The sequence below is a fragment of the Gordonia sp. LUNF6 genome, assembly GCF_047041125.1.
GTDB classification, from domain to species: Bacteria; Actinomycetota; Actinomycetes; order Mycobacteriales; family Mycobacteriaceae; genus Gordonia; species Gordonia sihwensis.
This window is the reverse complement of record NZ_CP178181.1, coordinates 1511137-1528347: the sequence shown is the minus strand read 5'-3', so window position 1 is coordinate 1528347 and position 17211 is coordinate 1511137. Positions and strand designations below refer to the sequence as shown.

Sequence of the window (17211 nt, the reverse complement as noted above, 5' to 3'; positions counted from 1 at the left end):
ATCCACCTTGCTAGCGTCGTACGGCTCGTACGTTACCGCGCCGTGGCGCCCCGTGTTCGGATCCCGCGCGAGAGCGACAGAGCCGATCCGGACGTTCCGGATCGGCTCTGTTCGGGTTCGGTGCCGCGGTTCGGCGGCGGACCGTCAGTCGCGAGTGAGGCGACGGTGCGTCACGCGATGCGGGCGGGCCGCGTCGGCGCCGAGACGCTCCACCTTGTTGGCCTCGTAGGCTTCGAAGTTGCCCTCGAACCAGAACCACTGCCCCTCGGAGACGTTGCCCTCCCACGCCAGGATGTGGGTACAGGTCCGGTCCAGGAACCAGCGGTCGTGGGAGATCACGACGGCGCAGCCGGGGAACTCCTGAAGCGCGTTCTCCAGCGAGCTGAGCGTCTCGACGTCGAGGTCGTTGGTCGGCTCGTCCAGCAGGATCAGGTTGCCGCCCTCTTTCAGGGTCAGCGCCAGATTCAGCCGGTTGCGCTCACCGCCCGAGAGGACCTCGGACGGCTTCTGCTGGTCGGCGCCCTTGAAGCCGAAGGCGCTGACGTAGGCGCGCGAAGGCATCTCGTTCTGGCCCACCTCGATGTAGTCGAGACCGTCGGAGACCACCTCCCACACCGTCTTCTTCGGATCGATGTTCGAGCGACCCTGATCGACGTAGCTGAGCTTGACGGTCTCGCCGACCTTCACCTCGCCCGAGTCCGGCTGCTCCAGCCCGACGATCGTCTTGAACAGGGTCGTCTTGCCGACGCCGTTGGGGCCGATCACGCCGACGATGCCGTTGCGGGGCAGAGTGAACGAGAGGTCCTTGATCAGCACGCGACCGTCGAAGCCCTTGTCCAGGTGACTCACCTCGACCACCACGTTGCCCAGCCGCGGCGGGGTCGGGATCTGGATCTCCTCGAAGTCGAGCTTGCGGTGCTTCTCGGCTTCGGCCGCCATCTCCTCGTAGCGGGCCAGGCGGGCCTTGTTCTTGGTCTGGCGGGCCTTGGCGCCCGAGCGGACCCACGCGAGCTCCTCTTTGAGGCGCTTCTGCAGCTTCTGGTCCTTCTTGCCCTGGACCTCGAGGCGCTCGGCCTTCTTCTCCAGGTAGGCCGAGTAGTTGCCCTCGTAGCCGTGCAGCTTGCCGCGGTCCACCTCGCAGATCCACTGAGCGACGTGGTCGAGGAAGTAGCGGTCGTGCGTCACGGCGAGCACGGCGCCCGGGTAGTTCGCCAGGAACTGCTCCAGCCACAGCACGCTCTCTGCGTCGAGGTGGTTGGTCGGCTCGTCGAGGAGCAGCAGGTCGGGCTTCTGGAGCAGGAGCTTGCAGAGCGCCACCCGTCGGCGTTCACCGCCCGAGAGGTTCGTGACCGGAGAGTCCGGCGGCGGGCACCGCAGGGCGTCCATCGCCTGCTCCAGCTGCGAGTCGAGGTCCCAGGCGTCGGCGTTGTCGAGCTCCTCCTGGAGCTTGCCCATCTCCTCCATCAGCTCGTCGGAGTAATCGGTGGCCAGGAGCTCGGCGATCTCGTTGAAGCGGTCGAGCTTCACCTTGATCTCGCCCATGCCCTCCTCGACGTTCTCCTTGACCGTCTTCTCCTCGTTGAGAGGCGGCTCCTGCAGGAGGATGCCGACGGTGGCCTCCGGATCGAGGAAGGCCTCGCCGTTGCTGGGCTGGTCGAGCCCGGCCATGATCTTCAGGATCGACGACTTGCCCGCGCCGTTGGGACCGACGACACCGATCTTGGCTCCGGGGTAGAAGCTCATGGTGACGTCGTCGAGGATCACCTTGTCGCCGTGCGCCTTGCGCACCTTCTTCATCGTGTAAATGAACTCACCGGCCACCGGTTACAGCTCCTGCCTGCAGCCTTCGCTGCGACGAAATGATTGCTCTGAAAATGACTGCTCTTCGGACATGCTGGCCGAACGCCTCTGCGCCGGCGCATGGTTCTGTGGTCCATCCTATCGGTCCCGGCGCGGGCCGATTCCGGACGGCCGCGGTACCCGGCCGCCGCGGCGATGCGTGCCCCGGGCCGTGGGTCGAATACGTGACACACGGCTGCGCACCTGACGATCCACAGTGTGGTGTGTCACACTGGGAACCGCCCTGCGGGGCCACCCGTTACCTGTGGGTAACCGCTACGACGACGAGGGGATCTGTCCACGATGCGACTCCGGTTGAAGATCTGGCACCGGCGACGACGCTATGCGATCCGTCAGCAACCGGTCCTCAACCGCTTCTACCGCATCGGCGTCGGCTTCGTCGGCACACTTCTGGTGCTCGCCGGCCTGGTGATGATCCCCTTGCCGATCCCGGGCCCCGGCTGGGTGACCTTCTTCCTCGGCCTCGGCGTCCTGTCCACCGAGTTCGAATGGGCGCACCGCGTGACCTCGTTCATGCGCAGACTGCTCCACAAGGCGGGCGAGATGACCGCCGACGTGGCACACGCCGCGCGCACGTGGACCGCCGGACACCTCGACTACCACTCGGGCCTGGTGTATTTCCGCAGCTGGATCGAGCATCAGCGTGCGCTTCAGCTCGGCCAACTCCAACTCGCGATCGCATAGCCGCCCGCCGGGCGGGCCCGGCCGCGGCGGTTATCTCTCGCCGTCGCCCTGCGCTGCGAGATCCTCGGCTCCCGTCTCGGCCTCGGCGGACACGGGTGCCGGGGCGTTCATCCGCCGCAGCATCTGGTTGTAGCTCTCCAACTCGGCGTCGTCGTCCCGCTCCTCCTTGCGGTCGAACCTGCGGGCCGCGCGATCGTCCTGCCGGTGCCACTGGATCAGCAGTGCCAGCATCACCACCACCAGCGGGAACTCACCGGTCGCCCATGCGATGCCACCGCCCATCCGCTGATCGGCCGCCATGTCGAAATTCCACGGGTGCTGCAGCGAGCGGTAGTAGGTTTCAGCGATGATCGAGCCGGTCATCATCAGCGCGACGCCGAAGAAGGCGTGGAACGGCAGCGATCCCCACACGACGCCGAGCTTGGCCACCGGACTGATCTGCCGCGGTGCGGGATCGATCCCGATCACGAGCCAGTAGAACAGATACCCGCTGACCAGGAAGTGCAGATTCATCAGCAGGTGCGCGGAGTGGTTCTCGACCACCGCGTCGAACAGTCCGCCCAGATACAGCACGTAGAAGCTGCCGACGAAGAGTGTGACCACGATGAACGGATTGGTGATGAAGCGCGAGTACGGGCTGTGGATCGCGGTGAGGATCCATTCACGCGGCCCGGGCGGGTTGCCGCGTCCGGCGGGCGGGATCGCGCGCAGCGCCAACGTCACCGGGCCGCCGAGGACCAGCAGTACGGGGACCAGCATCGACAGCATCATGTGGCTCATCATGTGGATGCTGAACATCGCCGGCGCGTACCGGCCGAAACCCGATGAGGTCGCGATCAACAGCGCCGCGCAGCCGAGCAGCCACGACACCGTCCGGCCCACCGGCCACTTGTCTCCGCGTTTGTGCAGCCGGTACACGCCCCGCAGGTAGACGATGGCCGCGACGATCGCGAAGGTGCCGAAGATGAGGTCGAAGCGCCAGTCGACGAACAGTTTCGTGAAGGTCGGCGGACCGTCGAGGTCGTATCCGATCTTCAACTCCATCGGCGAGACGTTCGCCGTCCCCAACACCGGCGGCGGCGTGCGCGACAGCCCGGCGCCGAGGCCGAAGGCGACCGCGAACACCACCAGTTCGACGACGGCGAACCGCACGAACAGCGACTTGCGCGGCTCGTCGGTGGCTGCGAGTTCGTCGATCGTGACCTTGCGGTGCAGGCCGCCGAGTAGTCCGGCGAGGACCACCGCGACGAACTTTCCGACGGCCACCAGACCGTAGGTGGTCGTGAGCAGATCCCCCAGGGACATGCGGACCAGCGCGTTGATGATGCCGCTGAGCGCCACCACCAGCAGACACCAGAACGCCACCCGCGAGTAACGGGCCACGGCGAGCGTCCGCCACCGGCCGTCACCGAACGCATACGCCAGGACGGCCATCAGCCCACCCATCCATAGGGCGGCCGCCACGATGTGCAGGATCAAGCTGTTGGTCGCGAGATCGTGCGCACCGCCGGCCGACGAATGCCCCAGCAGCGCCGACGGCATGAGCGACAGCAGCGCCAGCGCCATCGCGAGGAACGTCCATCCCCAGCGCATCGCCACCCGCGCCACCACCGCCGCAAGCACGGCGAAGATCGCGGTCCACAGCCAGTAGCGGCCGTCGGCGACCACCCCGTAGGCGGTCATCAGGTTCTTCGGGACGAGGGTCTCGGAGAGCGGTGAGCCACTGACGTCGGAGATCGACAGCGGGATCATCGCCAAGGCGCACACCGCCCAGACAGTCATCGACGTGGCCGCCCAGCGCATGGCGCGGAAGCCGCCGACGTCGAGCGCCCCGTTGTCCTGCGAGGGCACGAAGAAGGCGGCGAACACCACGCAGCCGAGACCGATGGCGGCGCTGAGCTGGCCGATCACCGTCATCACCGGCATCCCGTAGGTGGTGAGCCACCCCGGATCGGGCACACCGGTCAGTTGCAACGCCGCCGACGCCGACGCCGCGGTCACGATGACCGCGGCGATCGATCCGACGACTGCCAGCAGCGCGATGAGGACCGACCGCACCCCCGACGGGTCGGTCAGCCGATCGCGCACTGGTTGCTCCGCCGGCCCGGCGGACGTCACTGTCATGGTGTCCACTGTAGGACGGGATATAGTAGTCCTTCGCCGGCACCTGTCGAGGGCCGGCAAGCCTCCATAGCTCAGATGGATAGAGCAAGAGCCTTCTAATCTCTAGGTCGCAGGTTCGAGTCCTGCTGGGGGCGCTTTGACCTGCAGAGACGCTGGTTCGCCGCACGACGAGGTGGAGCCTCGTCCCGACGAGAGGGACGTGGCCGGAATCTCACCGGTGGCGACGGTGAGTCCGGGACCGACTCAGAAGGGCGGTTCGCCCGGACTGTCGAGGACCGGACTCTCACCGCAGCGGCGCTGCGACCGGAGCCGCATTCGGTACGCGTGTTTGGCCTGAGTACGGGTCCGTGACCGTCCCGGCTGCGTCGTCGTGTCGACGAATCCGGGCGCGACGGGTGCGCCGTGCAGGCACGGCACCGAACCGAGGTCGGGCAGGAGCCAGTGGTTCCTGGCGCGGGCCCGGACGGTGTAGCCCGACGGCGTGGTGGTCTCGGTCCAGATCACGCCATTCGCATCGACGACTTGATCATCCAGCCAGCCGTCGGCGTAGGTCTTGATCAGATGATGGAAACGACACTTCGGATTCAAGTTGCACGGGCAGGTCTGCCCGCCAGCTGCCGGCTGGGCATGGTTGTACTCGCAGACATGATCGAGATCGCACGCCCACGCTGACCGGTTGCAGCCGGGCACCGAGCAGGTGCCGTGCACGGCGCGGACGGCGGCGTCGCAGGCAGCGGTCGGGCGGTACGGGTTGCCTGCCTGCGCGGTCTGCTCGGCCAAGCCTGCGATGTCGAGCGGCCGCACCGTCGCATCCGCGCGAGCGGCGATCTCCCTCGCGTGATGTGCGTCGATCACGCCGAAACCGTCGAGATAGGCGGCCTTGTCCCCGCCGCCGGACAATGTGGACGCGTCGACGACGACGTGCACGACGATCTTGGCGAACTGCGCCCGGACCTCTTCCTCGGCCGCACGTGCCGGGCAGTCATCGCGGCCGCAGTCGCAGCCGAACCGGGTGCCGAGTACGGCGGCGACGACCACATCGGCGCGCCGCTGGCCGACGGTGCGGGAGTCCGCCTCGCACACCCGGGCGGCGCGCGCCCTGGTGGCCTTGTCCATCAGAGTCACGTCCTCCGCGCGGGTGGCGACGGTGAGGGCGGACTGGTCGACGTCGTGGGCGATGGTGACGCCGGGCGTGTTGGCGCGGCGTTTGTCGCGCACCCCGTCGGCGTCGTACTCGGCGACGAACCGGCGCGCGGTCTGCTCGGCCACACTCATCGACACAGCGCCGTGCCCGCGGAGGTCCTGAGCGATCTCGGCGTCGATGGCTGCCATCAGCGCGGCGTCGGTGACCGCGCCGCACTGCAGGACGATGGCGCCGAATGCACGTGCGCTGATGACTCCGTCGCGGAGCAGGCGTGCGGTCTGCGGCAGACGTTCGGAGGCTTCGACGGCGAGGGTGACCTGTCGGATACCGGTGTCCTTCGAGACCGCCTGCACGATAGCGGCCTCAGCGCCCACGATGGCGGTGGCATCGGCCAGCAGTCGTGCGGACTCGACGTCACCGGCCGAGCCCGCGGCACGACGCCGCTGCATCGCATACAGGTGCCCGAGCCGCAACCACGCGAGGTGGGACTCCTGACGGGCGATCTCCGCGACCGCGGTGATGTCGGCGAGATCCTGTGCGGCAGCGTCAGACGTGTCGACGCCACCCACCCCCGCAGCGTCGATGCTCGGGTTCGTCATGTCCGCCTCCCCTGCAACACATATCGAACGTATGTACTCATATTATGTGATTGAATCTCATATGGCAATAGTGTAATTCGATATTCTTAGACTCTCGTCGACGCTCGCCCCTCCGCTCGAGAACAGTCACTCACACCCGAGATTCACGCGCATTTCCGACGAATCCGGTGCCACCGCGAAATTCGGTGACTTCCTTTCGTTTGCGACAGCATTCAGCTGTTCTCACAACGACGACTTCGGCGTAGCGTCGTATTCGTCGTCAGATGCATGCAGTCAAAGGAGATACCGACATGAACAATCGAATCGTTCGGACGGCGACGGTGGCCGGAATCGGCGCCCTCTCCCTGCTCGGCGCCGCCGCGGCGCCCGGCATGGCCGCTGTCGCACCGCACATGACCGATCCGGCGAAACTCGCGATCGACGGCGACTTGATGATCGCCCCCGGCGTCCACCTGCTGAACATCGAGGCGCAAGGTGCACGCGACATGGACGGCAAGACCCACGGGACCTACGTCGCGACGATCATGGACGGTATGCACAAGACTCCGTTCCAGGTGAAGGGCCCGGTGACGTGCATCTGGACACACGGCGACACCGCCTCGCTCGTCTACCCGATCACCGAGACCTCCCCCAACATCGTCCCCGCCCAGCTCAGCGGCGCGTACGCGGTGAAGATCTCCGTCCGCAAGGGCAGCGGGATGATGAACGAAGTCGGGGTGATGGGTCCGATGGCGACCTCGTCGTTCCACGGTTGCGCGCCGGGCGCGACTCCGAACATGTTCCACGGCGACGTCATGATCGGGTGAGGCGGAGTTCAGGCGGCCGTCGAGTCATCGAGCAGAACGCACTGGCGCCAATTGCCTCGTGAATGCGTCACGGCCCGCGATATCGCACAAATGGCGCAGGAGGATGCGATCCGGAAGAATTCGACTTACCCGAATGACGCGGCCCCAGAACAGGGTTTGCGGCGCATTCACAATGCGGCCGATCATCTGTGATTCACGGACCACCCGCCGCACTCGGCGACGCCTCACGTCATGGAAGAGCTGCAGTGCATCCTCCGGACCCGCACTCGTGCGGAGAGCGGCCGCCAGTACGACGGAGTCTTCGATCGCCTGACATCCGCCCTGCCCCAGATGCGGACGCATCGGGTGAGCGGCGTCGCCGATGATCACCGCACGACCGTCGTGCCACCGGCGTGCGACGGGCCGGTCGTACAGGTCGTGTCGCATCAGCGCCGAAGACGGCGTCGCTGCGATCACCGCGTCGACCGGCTCCGGCCAGCCTCTGCCGACGCGAGCGACCTCGGCGCGCTCGTCGTCGAAGACCGCGGCCTCCGGGGCCTGTGCCGTGGCGAACCAGTACGTCGGCCCGGCCGGAAGCGGCACCGCGCCGAACTGCGACCGCGGGCCGATCATCTCGCCTGCGAGATCGGGGTCGATCGAGATGTCGGCCACGCCACGCCACGCGGTGTACCCGGCGTACCTGCTCGACAGACGGTCGTTGAAACCGCGGGCGATACGGGAATGCGTTCCGTCCGCGCCGACGACGAGATCGGCTCGCATCTGAGCACCGCCGGCCAGGGTCACGACTGCCTCGCGGCCCACGGTGCGCACGGTCTGCACGGCGACACCGGTGCGCACCGAGTCGGTGGGCAGCGCACTGGCGAGCACCTCGTGCAGCGTTCCCCGCAGAATGACGGCGAGTTCCTCGCCGGCCGCCGCGGCGAGCGCGCCCGGCGGAGGCTTCCGGATCCACGTTCCGTCTCGCCACCTCAGTGCTCCGCCGCCCACGCGTGCCGACTGCGACCGGACCGCGTCGCCGAGGCCGATCCAGTCCAGTGCTGCCAGCGCGTTCGGCCAGAGACTGATGCCCGCGCCGCCGGTCGACTGCCGTCGAGATTCGAGAACGACCACGTCATGGCCGTCGCGGACCAGGGCCGCGGCAGCGGTCAACCCGGCGATGCCCGCACCCACGACGACCACCCGCACGGCGACTACGCCCCGGTGAACCGTCCGGGCCGCTTCTCGAGGAACGCGGCGACGGCCTCCCGATGGTCCTCGGTGTGGTGCGCCACCGCCTGCATGGTCGCCGAGAGCTCGAGCAGCTGGTCGAGGGTCTGCTGCGAGGACTCCCGCAGGAGCTTCTTGGTCATGCGCACCGCCACCGGTGGGTTCGCGGCGATCCGCGACGCGATCTCACGAGCGGTCGGCAACAGATCGGCCGGTTCGACGACGCGCGAGACGATGCCCCACTTGAGCGCCGTCGCGGCGTCGACGCGATCGCCGGTCAGTGCCATTTCTGCGGCCCGCGCCGGCCCGATCGCCCGGGGCAGCAGCCACGCGCCGCCGTCGCCGGGGATCAGCCCGAGCTTCACGAAGCTCTCGGCGAAGAAGGCCGTGTTCGAGGCGATCCGGATGTCGCACATCAGCGCCAGATCGCACCCGGCGCCCACCGCGGGGCCGTTGACGGCCGCGATCACCGGCACCTCGAGCGCGTACATCGCGCGCGGTATCCGCTGGATGCCCTCGCGATAACCGACGCGCTGCTGGTGCGGAGCCCCGCCGAACAGACCCGCCGCGGCCGCCATGTCTTTGACGTTGCCGCCGGCCGAGAAGGCCGAACCGGCGCCGGTGAGGATCACCGCCCGGACCGACTGGTCCCGGTTCACCGCCGTCGCGGCGTCGACGAGTGCGTCGATGGCATCGTCCTCGGAGATGGCATTGCGAGTCTCGGGTCGATTGACGGTCCAGGTCACGACGTCGCCGTCGCGCTCGACCAGCAGCACGTCGCCGCTCACAGAAGTTCCAGAATCGTTGCGTTCGCCATACCTCCAGCTTCGCACATGGTCTGCAGACCGTACTGGATCCCGTTGTCGCGCATGTGGTGGACGAGCCGGGTCATCAGGATCGCGCCCGACCCGCCGAGCGGGTGGCCCACCGAGATGGCACCGCCGACCGGATTGAGGACGTCGTCGGAGGCACCGATCTCGGCCTGCCAGGCCATCGGGACCGGCGCGAAGGCCTCGTTCACCTCATAGGCGCCGATGTCGGACACCGCCAGTCCCGAGCGGTCCAGCGCCTTGGCGGTGGCGGCGATCGGTCCGGTGAGCATGATGACCGGGTCGTCGCCGGCGAGGGTCGCGGTGTGCACCCGCGCCATCGGTCGCCAGCCGTTGGCCGCGGCGATCTCGCTGGTCGTCACCAGCAGGGCGCCGGCACCGTCGGAGATCTGCGAGGCGTTGCCCGCGGTGATGACGCCTTCGGGGTCGAACGGGGTCTTGAGCCCGCCGAGCTTCTCCGCCGTGGTGCCGCGGCGCAACCCCTCGTCGACGGCGAGGCCGCCCGGGATCGGAGCGATCTGCGCATCGAAGGCGCCTGCGTCCTGCGCGGCGGCGGTGCGCTCGTGCGAGCGGGCCGAGTACTCGTCGAGCTGCTGCCTGCTGAAGTTCCAGCGCTTGGCCATCATCTCGGCGCCGAGGCCCTGGTTGAAGCCGTCCACGCCGTATCGGTCGAGCACGGACGCCGGATAGGGAGCACCGTCACCGCGTGCGGCACCCATCGGTACGCGCGACATGGACTCCACGCCACCGGCGACGGCGATGTCGTACTGTCCGGCGATCACGCCGGCGGCGGCGAAATGCACCGACTGCTGACTCGAGCCGCACCGACGGTCGACGACGGTCGCCGGAACGGACTCGGGCCAGCCCGCGGCCAGCACGCCGACCCGACCGATGCTGCCCGCCTGGTCGCCGACCTGGCTGACGCACCCCCAGATCACGTCGTCCACGCCGGCGGGATCGAAACCCACGCGGTCGGCCAGCGCCGACAGCACGTGCGCGCTCAGGTCGCCGGGATGGATCTCGGACAGGCCGCCGTTCCGCTTACCGATCGGAGTACGGACGGCATCGACAATCACTGCATCTCGCATGCCGTCCTTCATACCCTAACAAGCGCTCGGTTGGGAAGGAGGTGTCCCGATAGTTGACCTGGCTGTAACGCCGCTCTGCACGCGCCGAAACAGTTCCACGGAACCGTGACTGGCATGTCCCTGGAACCGCTGGCTCCCACTGCCGTCGACACCGTGTGCGGTTACTGCGGCGTGGGATGCGGACTGACCCTCGACGTCGCGGACGGGGCCGTCACGGGGGCGCGGGGCACCAAGAGCCATCCGGCCAATCGGGGCAGGCTGTGCACCAAGGGCGCCACCACCGTCGACATGCTGCGCGCCCCCGGACGACTCACCACCGCTCTGATCCGGGAGCGGCGCGACGGTGACGCCCGACCCGCCGACGTGGACGACGCGATCGCCGAGACCGCCCGCCGACTGACACGGATCCGTGACCGCCACGGCCCCGAATCCATCGCGGTGTACGTCTCCGGCCAGATGTCACTCGAAGCACAGTATCTGGCGAACAAGCTGGTCAAAGGCTTCCTCGGCACCAACCAGATCGAATCGAACTCCCGGCTGTGCATGGCGAGTGCGGGGACCGGCTACAAGCAGTCGCTCGGTGCCGACGGACCGCCCGGCAGCTACGACGACATCGACCACGCCGACGCCTTCCTGGTGATCGGTTCCAATATGGCCGACTGCCACCCGATCCTGTTCCTGCGCCTCCTCGACCGGGTGGCCGCGGGCGCCCGGCTGATCGTGGTCGATCCGCGGCGGACCGCCACAGCCACCAAAGCGCACATCCATCTCCCGGTCCGGCCGGGCACCGATCTCGCACTGCTCAACGGCCTGCTGCGGCTCATCGTCGACGAAGGCGGGCTGGACGAGGAGTTCGTGGCCGCGCACACGCGGGGGTGGGACGCGCTCGCCGCGATGCTCGACGACTACCCGCCCGAACGAGTCGCCGAACTCACCGGCGTCGACGAGGACGCCCTGCGGGAGACGGCCCGCATCCTCGCCGGCGCCGAGAACTGGATGACCCTGTGGACGATGGGGCTCAATCAGTCGACGCACGGGACGTGGAACACCAATGCCGTCTGCAACCTCCATCTCGCCACCGGAACCATCTGCCGGACGGGATCCGGCCCGTTCTCGCTGACCGGGCAGCCCAATGCGATGGGCGGTCGCGAGATGGGCTACATGGGTCCGGGCCTGCCCGGGCAGCGCAGCGCGCTCGATGCCGGCGACCGCGCCGACGTGGAGGCAGCCTGGGGTCTCGAACCGGGGACGCTGAGCACCGATCCGGGCGGCGGCACCGTCGACATGTTCGAGGCGATGGCCGATGGCCGCATCCGCGCCGCGTGGATCATCTGCACCAATCCGGTGGCCTCGGTGGCGAACCGCTCGACCGTCGTGCAGGCCCTCCGGCGCGCGGACTTCGTCGTGGTCCAGGAGGCCTTCACCGGAACCGAGACCTGCGAATACGCCGACATCGTGCTGCCCGCCGCACTGTGGACCGAAGCGCAGGGGACGATGGTGAACTCCGAACGCAGCATCAGTCTCACCTCCCCCGCCGTAGCGCCGCCGGGCCAGGCGCGGGCCGACTGGGAGCTGATCTCCCAGATCGCCCGCGGCATGGGCTTCCGCGACGGGTTCTCGCACGCCGACGCGGCGGCCGTGTTCGACGAGATCCGCGGCTTCCACAATCCGCGGACCGGCTGGGACCTCCGCGGCGTCGACTACGCGAGGCTGCGCGAAGGACCCGTTCAGTGGCCGGCGGCGCCGGGCGGACCGGCGCGCAATCCGATCCGCTACCTCAGCGACGACCCGGCCGAGCCCGGTCCCCTCTTCCCCACCCCGGACCGGCGCGCGCGGTTCCTCGCCCGCCCGCACATGCCGCCCGCCGAACTCCCCGACGACGACTATCCGATGGTCCTGACCACCGGTCGGCTGGCGCACCAGTGGCACACCATGACGAAGACCGGCCGGGTCGCGAAACTCTGCCGGCTCGACCCCGGCTCCTTCGTGCAGATCCATCCCGACGACGCACGCCCGGCGGGTATCGGCGACGGAGACATGGTGGAGGTGCGATCCCGCCGCGGCGCGGTACGGGTACCCGCGCGCGTCGACGACGCGGTGAGCGCCGGCGTCTGCTTCGTCCCCATGCACTGGTCCGACGCCTTCGGCGAGATGCTCGCGGTGAACGCCGTGACCACCGATGCCGTCGACCCCGATTCGCTGCAACCGGAGTTCAAGGCGTGCGCCGTGGCGCTCACCCGGCTCTCCGGACCGGTGCCCGATAACCAGGAGCCGCCCATGACCACCGCCGATCCGACCGCCGCCGATCCGACCGCGACCGAATCGTCGTCGCTGGCCGTCGCCCTGCGCGTCGACGCCGGCGAGCCCGTGCTGACCGAGACCGAGCGCGGCTATCTGGCGGGTCTGCTGCGCGGCCTGACCGCCAATCCGCCCCGCGACGCGGTTCCGACGGTCCCGTCACAGGCGCCGCTCTCGGAGCCGGCCCGGATCTGGGTCGACGGAGTGCTGGCCGGATACTTCTCCCGGGTTCCGATGACGGGACCCGGATCCGCGTCCGTCGTCGATTCACCGGCGCGCAGAATCCGGCTCGTATGGGCGTCGCAGACCGGCACCGCGGAGGAGTACGCGGCGCAATGCGCCGGCGCATTGCGCGACGCCGGCTTCGACGTGATCGATGCGAGCGCCGAACGCACCGGACTCGGCGACCTGGTCGGCGACGTCCTGTTCATCGTCTCGACCACCGGTGACGGCGACGCACCGGATGCCGCCGTCGGACTGTGGGACGCGCTCGCCGGCGCGTGCGCGCAAGACGTGGACGGACTGCGCTTCTCAGTTCTCGGGTTCGGCGACTCGTCGTATGCGGATTTCTGCGGTTTCGCCCGCAAACTGGACGCACGGCTGGCGACGCTGGACGCGCAGCGGATCGCGCCCGCCGGATACTGCGAGCCCGACTACGACACCGCGGCCGCCGCATGGCTCGCCGGGGTGGTCGCCGTGCTGGACTCACCGGCCTCGCCGGACGACCCCGACACCGCTGCCGACTCCCGGACCTGCGCCGAATCCCCTCCGGCTCCGGGCTATTCACGGAAGAACCCGTTCACCGCGCGCGTGCTGGAGAACGCAGTCTTGACGACGGGTACAGCGAAGGAGGTGCGCCGCATCGCGTTTCATCTGCCGCCGGGCTCCCTCGAGTACACCGCCGGAGACGCCCTCGGCGTGTGGCCGCGCAACAGCGAGACGCTGGTCGACGAATGGCTCGCGCGCACGGGGCTCGACGGCGCGGAGGCGGTGACCGTCGACGGCGCCCCCGTCCCGCTCCGGCAGGCGCTCACCGAGGACTACGAGATCGCCGACTGCTCCCGCGATCTGGTCGCCTTCGTCGCCGAGCGGACGGGCGACTCCGAACTGCGCGCCCTCCTCGACGATCCGGCCGGCTTCGCCGACTGGGCGTGGAACCGCCAGTCGGTGGACCTACTGGCCACTCATCCGGTCTCGGCCACCGCGGCGCAGTGGCTCTCGGTGTGCCGACGGCTGCGCCCCCGCCTCTACTCCATCTCCTCCAGTCCGTCCGCGCACCCGGAACGGGTGGAGGCCACCGTCTCGGTGGTGCGGTTCGGCGACGAGTCCGCGCCGCGCCGGGGCGTGTGCTCGGGATTCCTGGCCGATCGCGGCCCCGCCGACCTCGCGCGCATCTTCATCACGCCCAACAAGAAGTTCGGCCCGCCCGTCGACCCGGAGGCTCCGGCGATCATGATCGGTCCCGGAACCGGAATCGCTCCGTTCCGGGCCTTCCTGCACGAGCGGGCCGCGTCCGGGGCCGCCGGCGACAACTGGATCTTCTTCGGTGAACGCCACCGCGCCACCGAGTTCTACTACGAAGACGAGCTCGCCGGGTTCCGGGAGGCCGGGGTCCTCACGCGACTGGACACCGCCTTCTCGCGCGACCAGCCGGAGAAGGTGTACGTCCAGCATCTGATGCGCGAGCGCGCCCCGGAGATCTGGGAGTGGCTGCGGCGCGGCGCGCACGTCTACGTCTGCGGCGACGCCAAGCACATGGCGCGCGACGTCGACGACACCCTCAAGCAGATCGTGGCCGAACACGGGCGTCTCGCGCCGTCCGGCGCCGAGAACTATCTGCGGGCGCTCTCCGCCGAAGGCCGGTACGTCCGCGACGTGTACTGAAGCCGCACCCCCGTCGCCCCCCGACTCGAAACATGCTCGAAACCCGGTGCGGGACTCGTCATCTGACCGCAACGCGACCCGAGCGGCATCGCAACACCCCGTTCGTAACGTCGCTTCCGAGCCGAACGGATCGGCTGCGAACTCGAGTGGAAGGACCTGGAGTCGATGAGCGAAACCGTGGTGGTCATCGGACACGGAATGGTCGGGCACCGCTTCGTCGAGGCACTTCGCGCCCGGGACGTCGACGGCGGATGGCGAGTGGTGGTGCTCGGCGAGGAGACCGACCCCGCGTACGACCGCGTGGGGCTCTCGGGATACGTCGGCTCCTGGGAGCGGGCCGAGCTGGCGCTGGCGGGCAACCGCTACGACGGCGACGACGCCGTGGAGTTGCGGGTCGGGGACGCCGTCGTCGCGATCGACCGCGACCGTCGCGTGGTGCGAACCGCTTCGGGCGCCGAGATCGCCTACGACGCGCTGGTGATGGCGACCGGATCGCGAGCCTTCGTGCCGCCGGTCCCGGGACACGAGACGCCGGGCTGCCACGTCTACCGGACCCTCGACGATCTGGACGCCATCCGCGCCGACGCGGAGCGGGCCCTCGCGCGCGATGCCCGCACCGCGCCGGTCGGCATGGTGGTCGGCGGCGGGCTCCTCGGACTCGAAGCCGCCAACGCTCTTCGATTGATGGGTCTGGCGCCTCACGTGGTGGAGATCAACCCGAGGCTGATGCCTCAGCAGGTGGACGCCGGGGGCGGCGAGCACCTGGCCCGGATGATCGGCGAACTCGGGATCGAGGTGTCCCTCTCGTCGGGCACCGAGTCCATCGAGCCCGGCGACGCCGGCGTGCGTGTCACACTCGCCGACGGCACGGTGGTCGACGCCGCACTCCTGGTGTTCGCCGCCGGGGTCCGTCCCCGCGACGAACTCGCCCGCGACTGCGGTCTCGCGGTTGCCGAACGGGGCGGGATCCTCACCGACGAGCGCTGTGCCACCAGCGACCCGTCGATCTACGCGATCGGCGAGGTCGCGGCGATCGACGGTCGTTGCTACGGCCTCGTGGCCCCCGGCTACGCCACCGCCGAGGTGGTCGCCGACCGGCTGCTGGGCGGCTCTGCGGTGTTCCCCGGCGCCGACATGTCCACCAAGCTCAAACTGCTCGGCGTCGACGTCGCCAGCTTCGGCGACGCGCTGAGCGCCACTCCCGGAGCGCTCGACGTGGTGGTCTCGGACCCGATCGGCGGCGTCTACGCCAAGCTCGTGCTGTCCGACGACGCGTCCACCCTGCTCGGCGGCGTGCTCGTCGGCGACGCGAGCGCATACGGCCTCCTGCGCCCGCTGGTGGGATCGAGCCTGCCGGGAGACCCGGTGAGTCTGATCAGCCCGGCCGGCGACGCACCGGCCCTCGGGGTGGGCGCGCTCGGCGACGACGCGCAGATCTGTTCGTGCAACGACGTCAGCAAGGGCACGCTGTGCGCCGCGATCGCCGACGGCGCATGCGATGTGGCGGCCCTCAAGGGCTGCACCGGCGCGGGCACGTCGTGCGGCTCGTGCGTTCCGCTGCTGTCGCAGATCCTGGCCGAGGAGGGAGTCGAGCAGTCGACCGCCCTGTGCGAGCACTTCGCGCAGTCGCGCGCCGAGCTGTTCGAGACGATCAGGGCCTGCGACATCCGGACCTTCTCCGGCATCGTCGAACGGTTCGGCACCGGCACCGGCTGCGACATCTGCAAGCCGACGGTCGCGTCCATTCTGGCGTCGATCGGCTCGGGCCACATCCTCGACGGCGAGCAGGCCTCGCTGCAGGATTCGAACGATCACTTCCTGGCGAACATCCAGCGCAACGGCACCTATTCGGTGGTCCCGCGGATGCCGGGCGGCGACGTCACGCCCGAACAGCTGATTCTGATCGGCGAGATCGCCCGCGACTTCGGTCTGTACACCAAGATCACCGGCGGTCAGCGCATCGACATGTTCGGTGCCACCGTCGACCAGCTGCCGCTGATCTGGCGGCGCCTGGTGGACGCCGGGATGGAGTCGGGCCACGCCTACGGAAAGTCGCTGCGGACCGTGAAGAGCTGCGTCGGCTCCGACTGGTGCCGGTACGGTCAGCAGGACTCCGTTCGGATGGCGATCGATCTGGAACTGCGGTACCGCGGGCTGCGGTCGCCGCACAAGATCAAGATGGGCGTCTCGGGCTGTGCCCGCGAGTGCGCCGAGGCCCGCGGGAAGGACGTCGGCGTCATCGCCACCGAGAAGGGCTGGAATCTGTACGTCGGCGGCAACGGAGGCATGACTCCCAGGCACGCGCAGCTCCTGGCCGGCGACCTGGACGATGCCACCCTCGTCGCCTACATCGACCGTTTCCTCATGTACTACATCCGCACGGCCGAACGACTTCAGCGCACCGCCGCCTGGCTCGACGGACTCGACGGCGGCATCGATCGGCTCAAGGCCGTCGTGGTCGACGACGTGCTGGGTCTGGCCGACGACTTCGAAGCCGACATGGCCCGCCACGTCGACGCCTACGAATGCGAATGGAAGGGCGTCCTCGACGACCCGGACAAGCTCCGGCGGTTCGTCTCCTTCGTCAACGCGCCCGGCGTTCCCGACCCGACGGTCGCCTTCGGCGAGAGCCACGGGCGCCGAGTTCCGGTCCTGCTCGGTTCGCCCGCGCTGCCGCAGTCGTGAACC

General features: G+C 68.9%; 10 protein-coding genes and 1 tRNA gene. 5 read left to right on the top strand and 6 right to left on the bottom strand.

The window, feature by feature from the left end:
* Positions 1-144: 144 nt before the first annotated feature.
* Positions 145-1821 (bottom strand): energy-dependent translational throttle protein EttA, encoded by a 1677-nt coding sequence (gene ettA, locus ACK8HH_RS07115; RefSeq protein ID WP_006896611.1) that lies wholly within the window; start codon positions 1819-1821, stop codon positions 145-147.
* 321 nt (positions 1822-2142) lie between these two features.
* On the opposite strand from ettA, the gene ACK8HH_RS07110 reads away from it, so the two are divergent.
* A complete protein-coding gene (locus ACK8HH_RS07110; RefSeq protein WP_006896610.1) occupies positions 2143-2544 on the top strand; it encodes a TIGR02611 family protein in 402 nt (133 codons plus the stop codon).
* A gap of 30 nt (positions 2545-2574) precedes the next feature.
* Here the strand turns inward: ACK8HH_RS07110 and ACK8HH_RS07105 are convergent, their stop codons facing one another.
* The gene (locus tag ACK8HH_RS07105) at positions 2575-4668 is read right to left on the bottom strand and encodes a cytochrome c oxidase assembly protein (RefSeq protein ID WP_412475649.1); all 2094 of its coding nucleotides are present in this window, start codon (positions 4666-4668) and stop codon (positions 2575-2577) included.
* A 60-nt stretch (positions 4669-4728) separates the two neighbouring features.
* On the opposite strand from ACK8HH_RS07105, the gene ACK8HH_RS07100 reads away from it, so the two are divergent.
* Positions 4729-4802 (top strand) — tRNA-Arg (locus ACK8HH_RS07100).
* 109 nt (positions 4803-4911) lie between these two features.
* Here ACK8HH_RS07100 and ACK8HH_RS07095 read toward each other — a convergent pair.
* The gene (locus tag ACK8HH_RS07095; RefSeq protein WP_052692365.1) at positions 4912-6411 is read right to left on the bottom strand and encodes an HNH endonuclease signature motif containing protein; all 1500 of its coding nucleotides are present in this window, start codon (positions 6409-6411) and stop codon (positions 4912-4914) included.
* Between the two features lie 290 nt (positions 6412-6701).
* Between ACK8HH_RS07095 and ACK8HH_RS07090 the strand changes: the two genes are divergently transcribed.
* Positions 6702-7217: a hypothetical protein gene (locus ACK8HH_RS07090; protein WP_412475648.1), complete on the top strand. Its 516-nt coding sequence runs from the start codon at positions 6702-6704 to the stop codon at positions 7215-7217.
* Between the two features lie 24 nt (positions 7218-7241).
* On the opposite strand, the gene ACK8HH_RS07085 is transcribed toward ACK8HH_RS07090, so the two are convergent.
* From ACK8HH_RS07085 to ACK8HH_RS07075, 3 genes are read right to left on the bottom strand one after another with little or no spacing between them, the layout of a single operon-like run.
* Entirely contained in the window at positions 7242-8402 is a 1161-nt protein-coding gene (locus ACK8HH_RS07085) for an FAD-dependent monooxygenase (protein WP_412475647.1), read from the bottom strand.
* 5 nt (positions 8403-8407) lie between these two features.
* Positions 8408-9211, bottom strand: a complete 804-nt coding sequence (locus ACK8HH_RS07080; protein ID WP_045536980.1) for a crotonase/enoyl-CoA hydratase family protein — start codon at positions 9209-9211, stop codon at positions 8408-8410.
* A complete protein-coding gene (locus ACK8HH_RS07075; RefSeq protein ID WP_045537008.1) occupies positions 9208-10341 on the bottom strand; it encodes a thiolase family protein in 1134 nt (377 codons plus the stop codon). Before ACK8HH_RS07075 ends, ACK8HH_RS07080 begins: the two co-directional genes overlap by 4 nt.
* A 114-nt stretch (positions 10342-10455) precedes the next feature.
* Here ACK8HH_RS07075 and ACK8HH_RS07070 point away from each other — a divergent pair, with 114 nt between their 5' ends.
* Both ACK8HH_RS07070 and nirB read left to right on the top strand, forming a co-directional pair.
* On the top strand, positions 10456-14523 hold the full coding sequence (locus tag ACK8HH_RS07070; RefSeq protein WP_062367601.1) for a bifunctional nitrate reductase/sulfite reductase flavoprotein subunit alpha: 4068 nt from the start codon (positions 10456-10458) through the stop codon (positions 14521-14523).
* A gap of 165 nt (positions 14524-14688) precedes the next feature.
* On the top strand, positions 14689-17208 hold the full coding sequence (gene nirB / locus ACK8HH_RS07065) for a nitrite reductase large subunit NirB (RefSeq protein WP_006896601.1): 2520 nt from the start codon (positions 14689-14691) through the stop codon (positions 17206-17208).
* Positions 17209-17211 lie beyond the last annotated feature (3 nt).

What these genes read in the sequence shown, in the direction of transcription:
- ACK8HH_RS07075 (WP_045537008.1), bottom strand. Translation starts at nt 10,341, where the DNA reads ATGCGAGATGCAGTGATTGTCGATGCCGTCCGTACTCCGATCGGTAAG.
- ACK8HH_RS07070 (WP_062367601.1), top strand. Translation starts at nt 10,456, where the DNA reads ATGTCCCTGGAACCGCTGGCTCCCACTGCCGTCGACACCGTGTGCGGT.
- nirB (WP_006896601.1), top strand. Translation starts at nt 14,689, where the DNA reads ATGAGCGAAACCGTGGTGGTCATCGGACACGGAATGGTCGGGCACCGC.
- ACK8HH_RS07095 (WP_052692365.1), bottom strand. Translation starts at nt 6,411, where the DNA reads ATGACGAACCCGAGCATCGACGCTGCGGGGGTGGGTGGCGTCGACACG.
- ACK8HH_RS07090 (WP_412475648.1), top strand. Translation starts at nt 6,702, where the DNA reads ATGAACAATCGAATCGTTCGGACGGCGACGGTGGCCGGAATCGGCGCC.
- ACK8HH_RS07110 (WP_006896610.1), top strand. Translation starts at nt 2,143, where the DNA reads ATGCGACTCCGGTTGAAGATCTGGCACCGGCGACGACGCTATGCGATC.
- ACK8HH_RS07105 (WP_412475649.1), bottom strand. Translation starts at nt 4,668, where the DNA reads ATGACAGTGACGTCCGCCGGGCCGGCGGAGCAACCAGTGCGCGATCGG.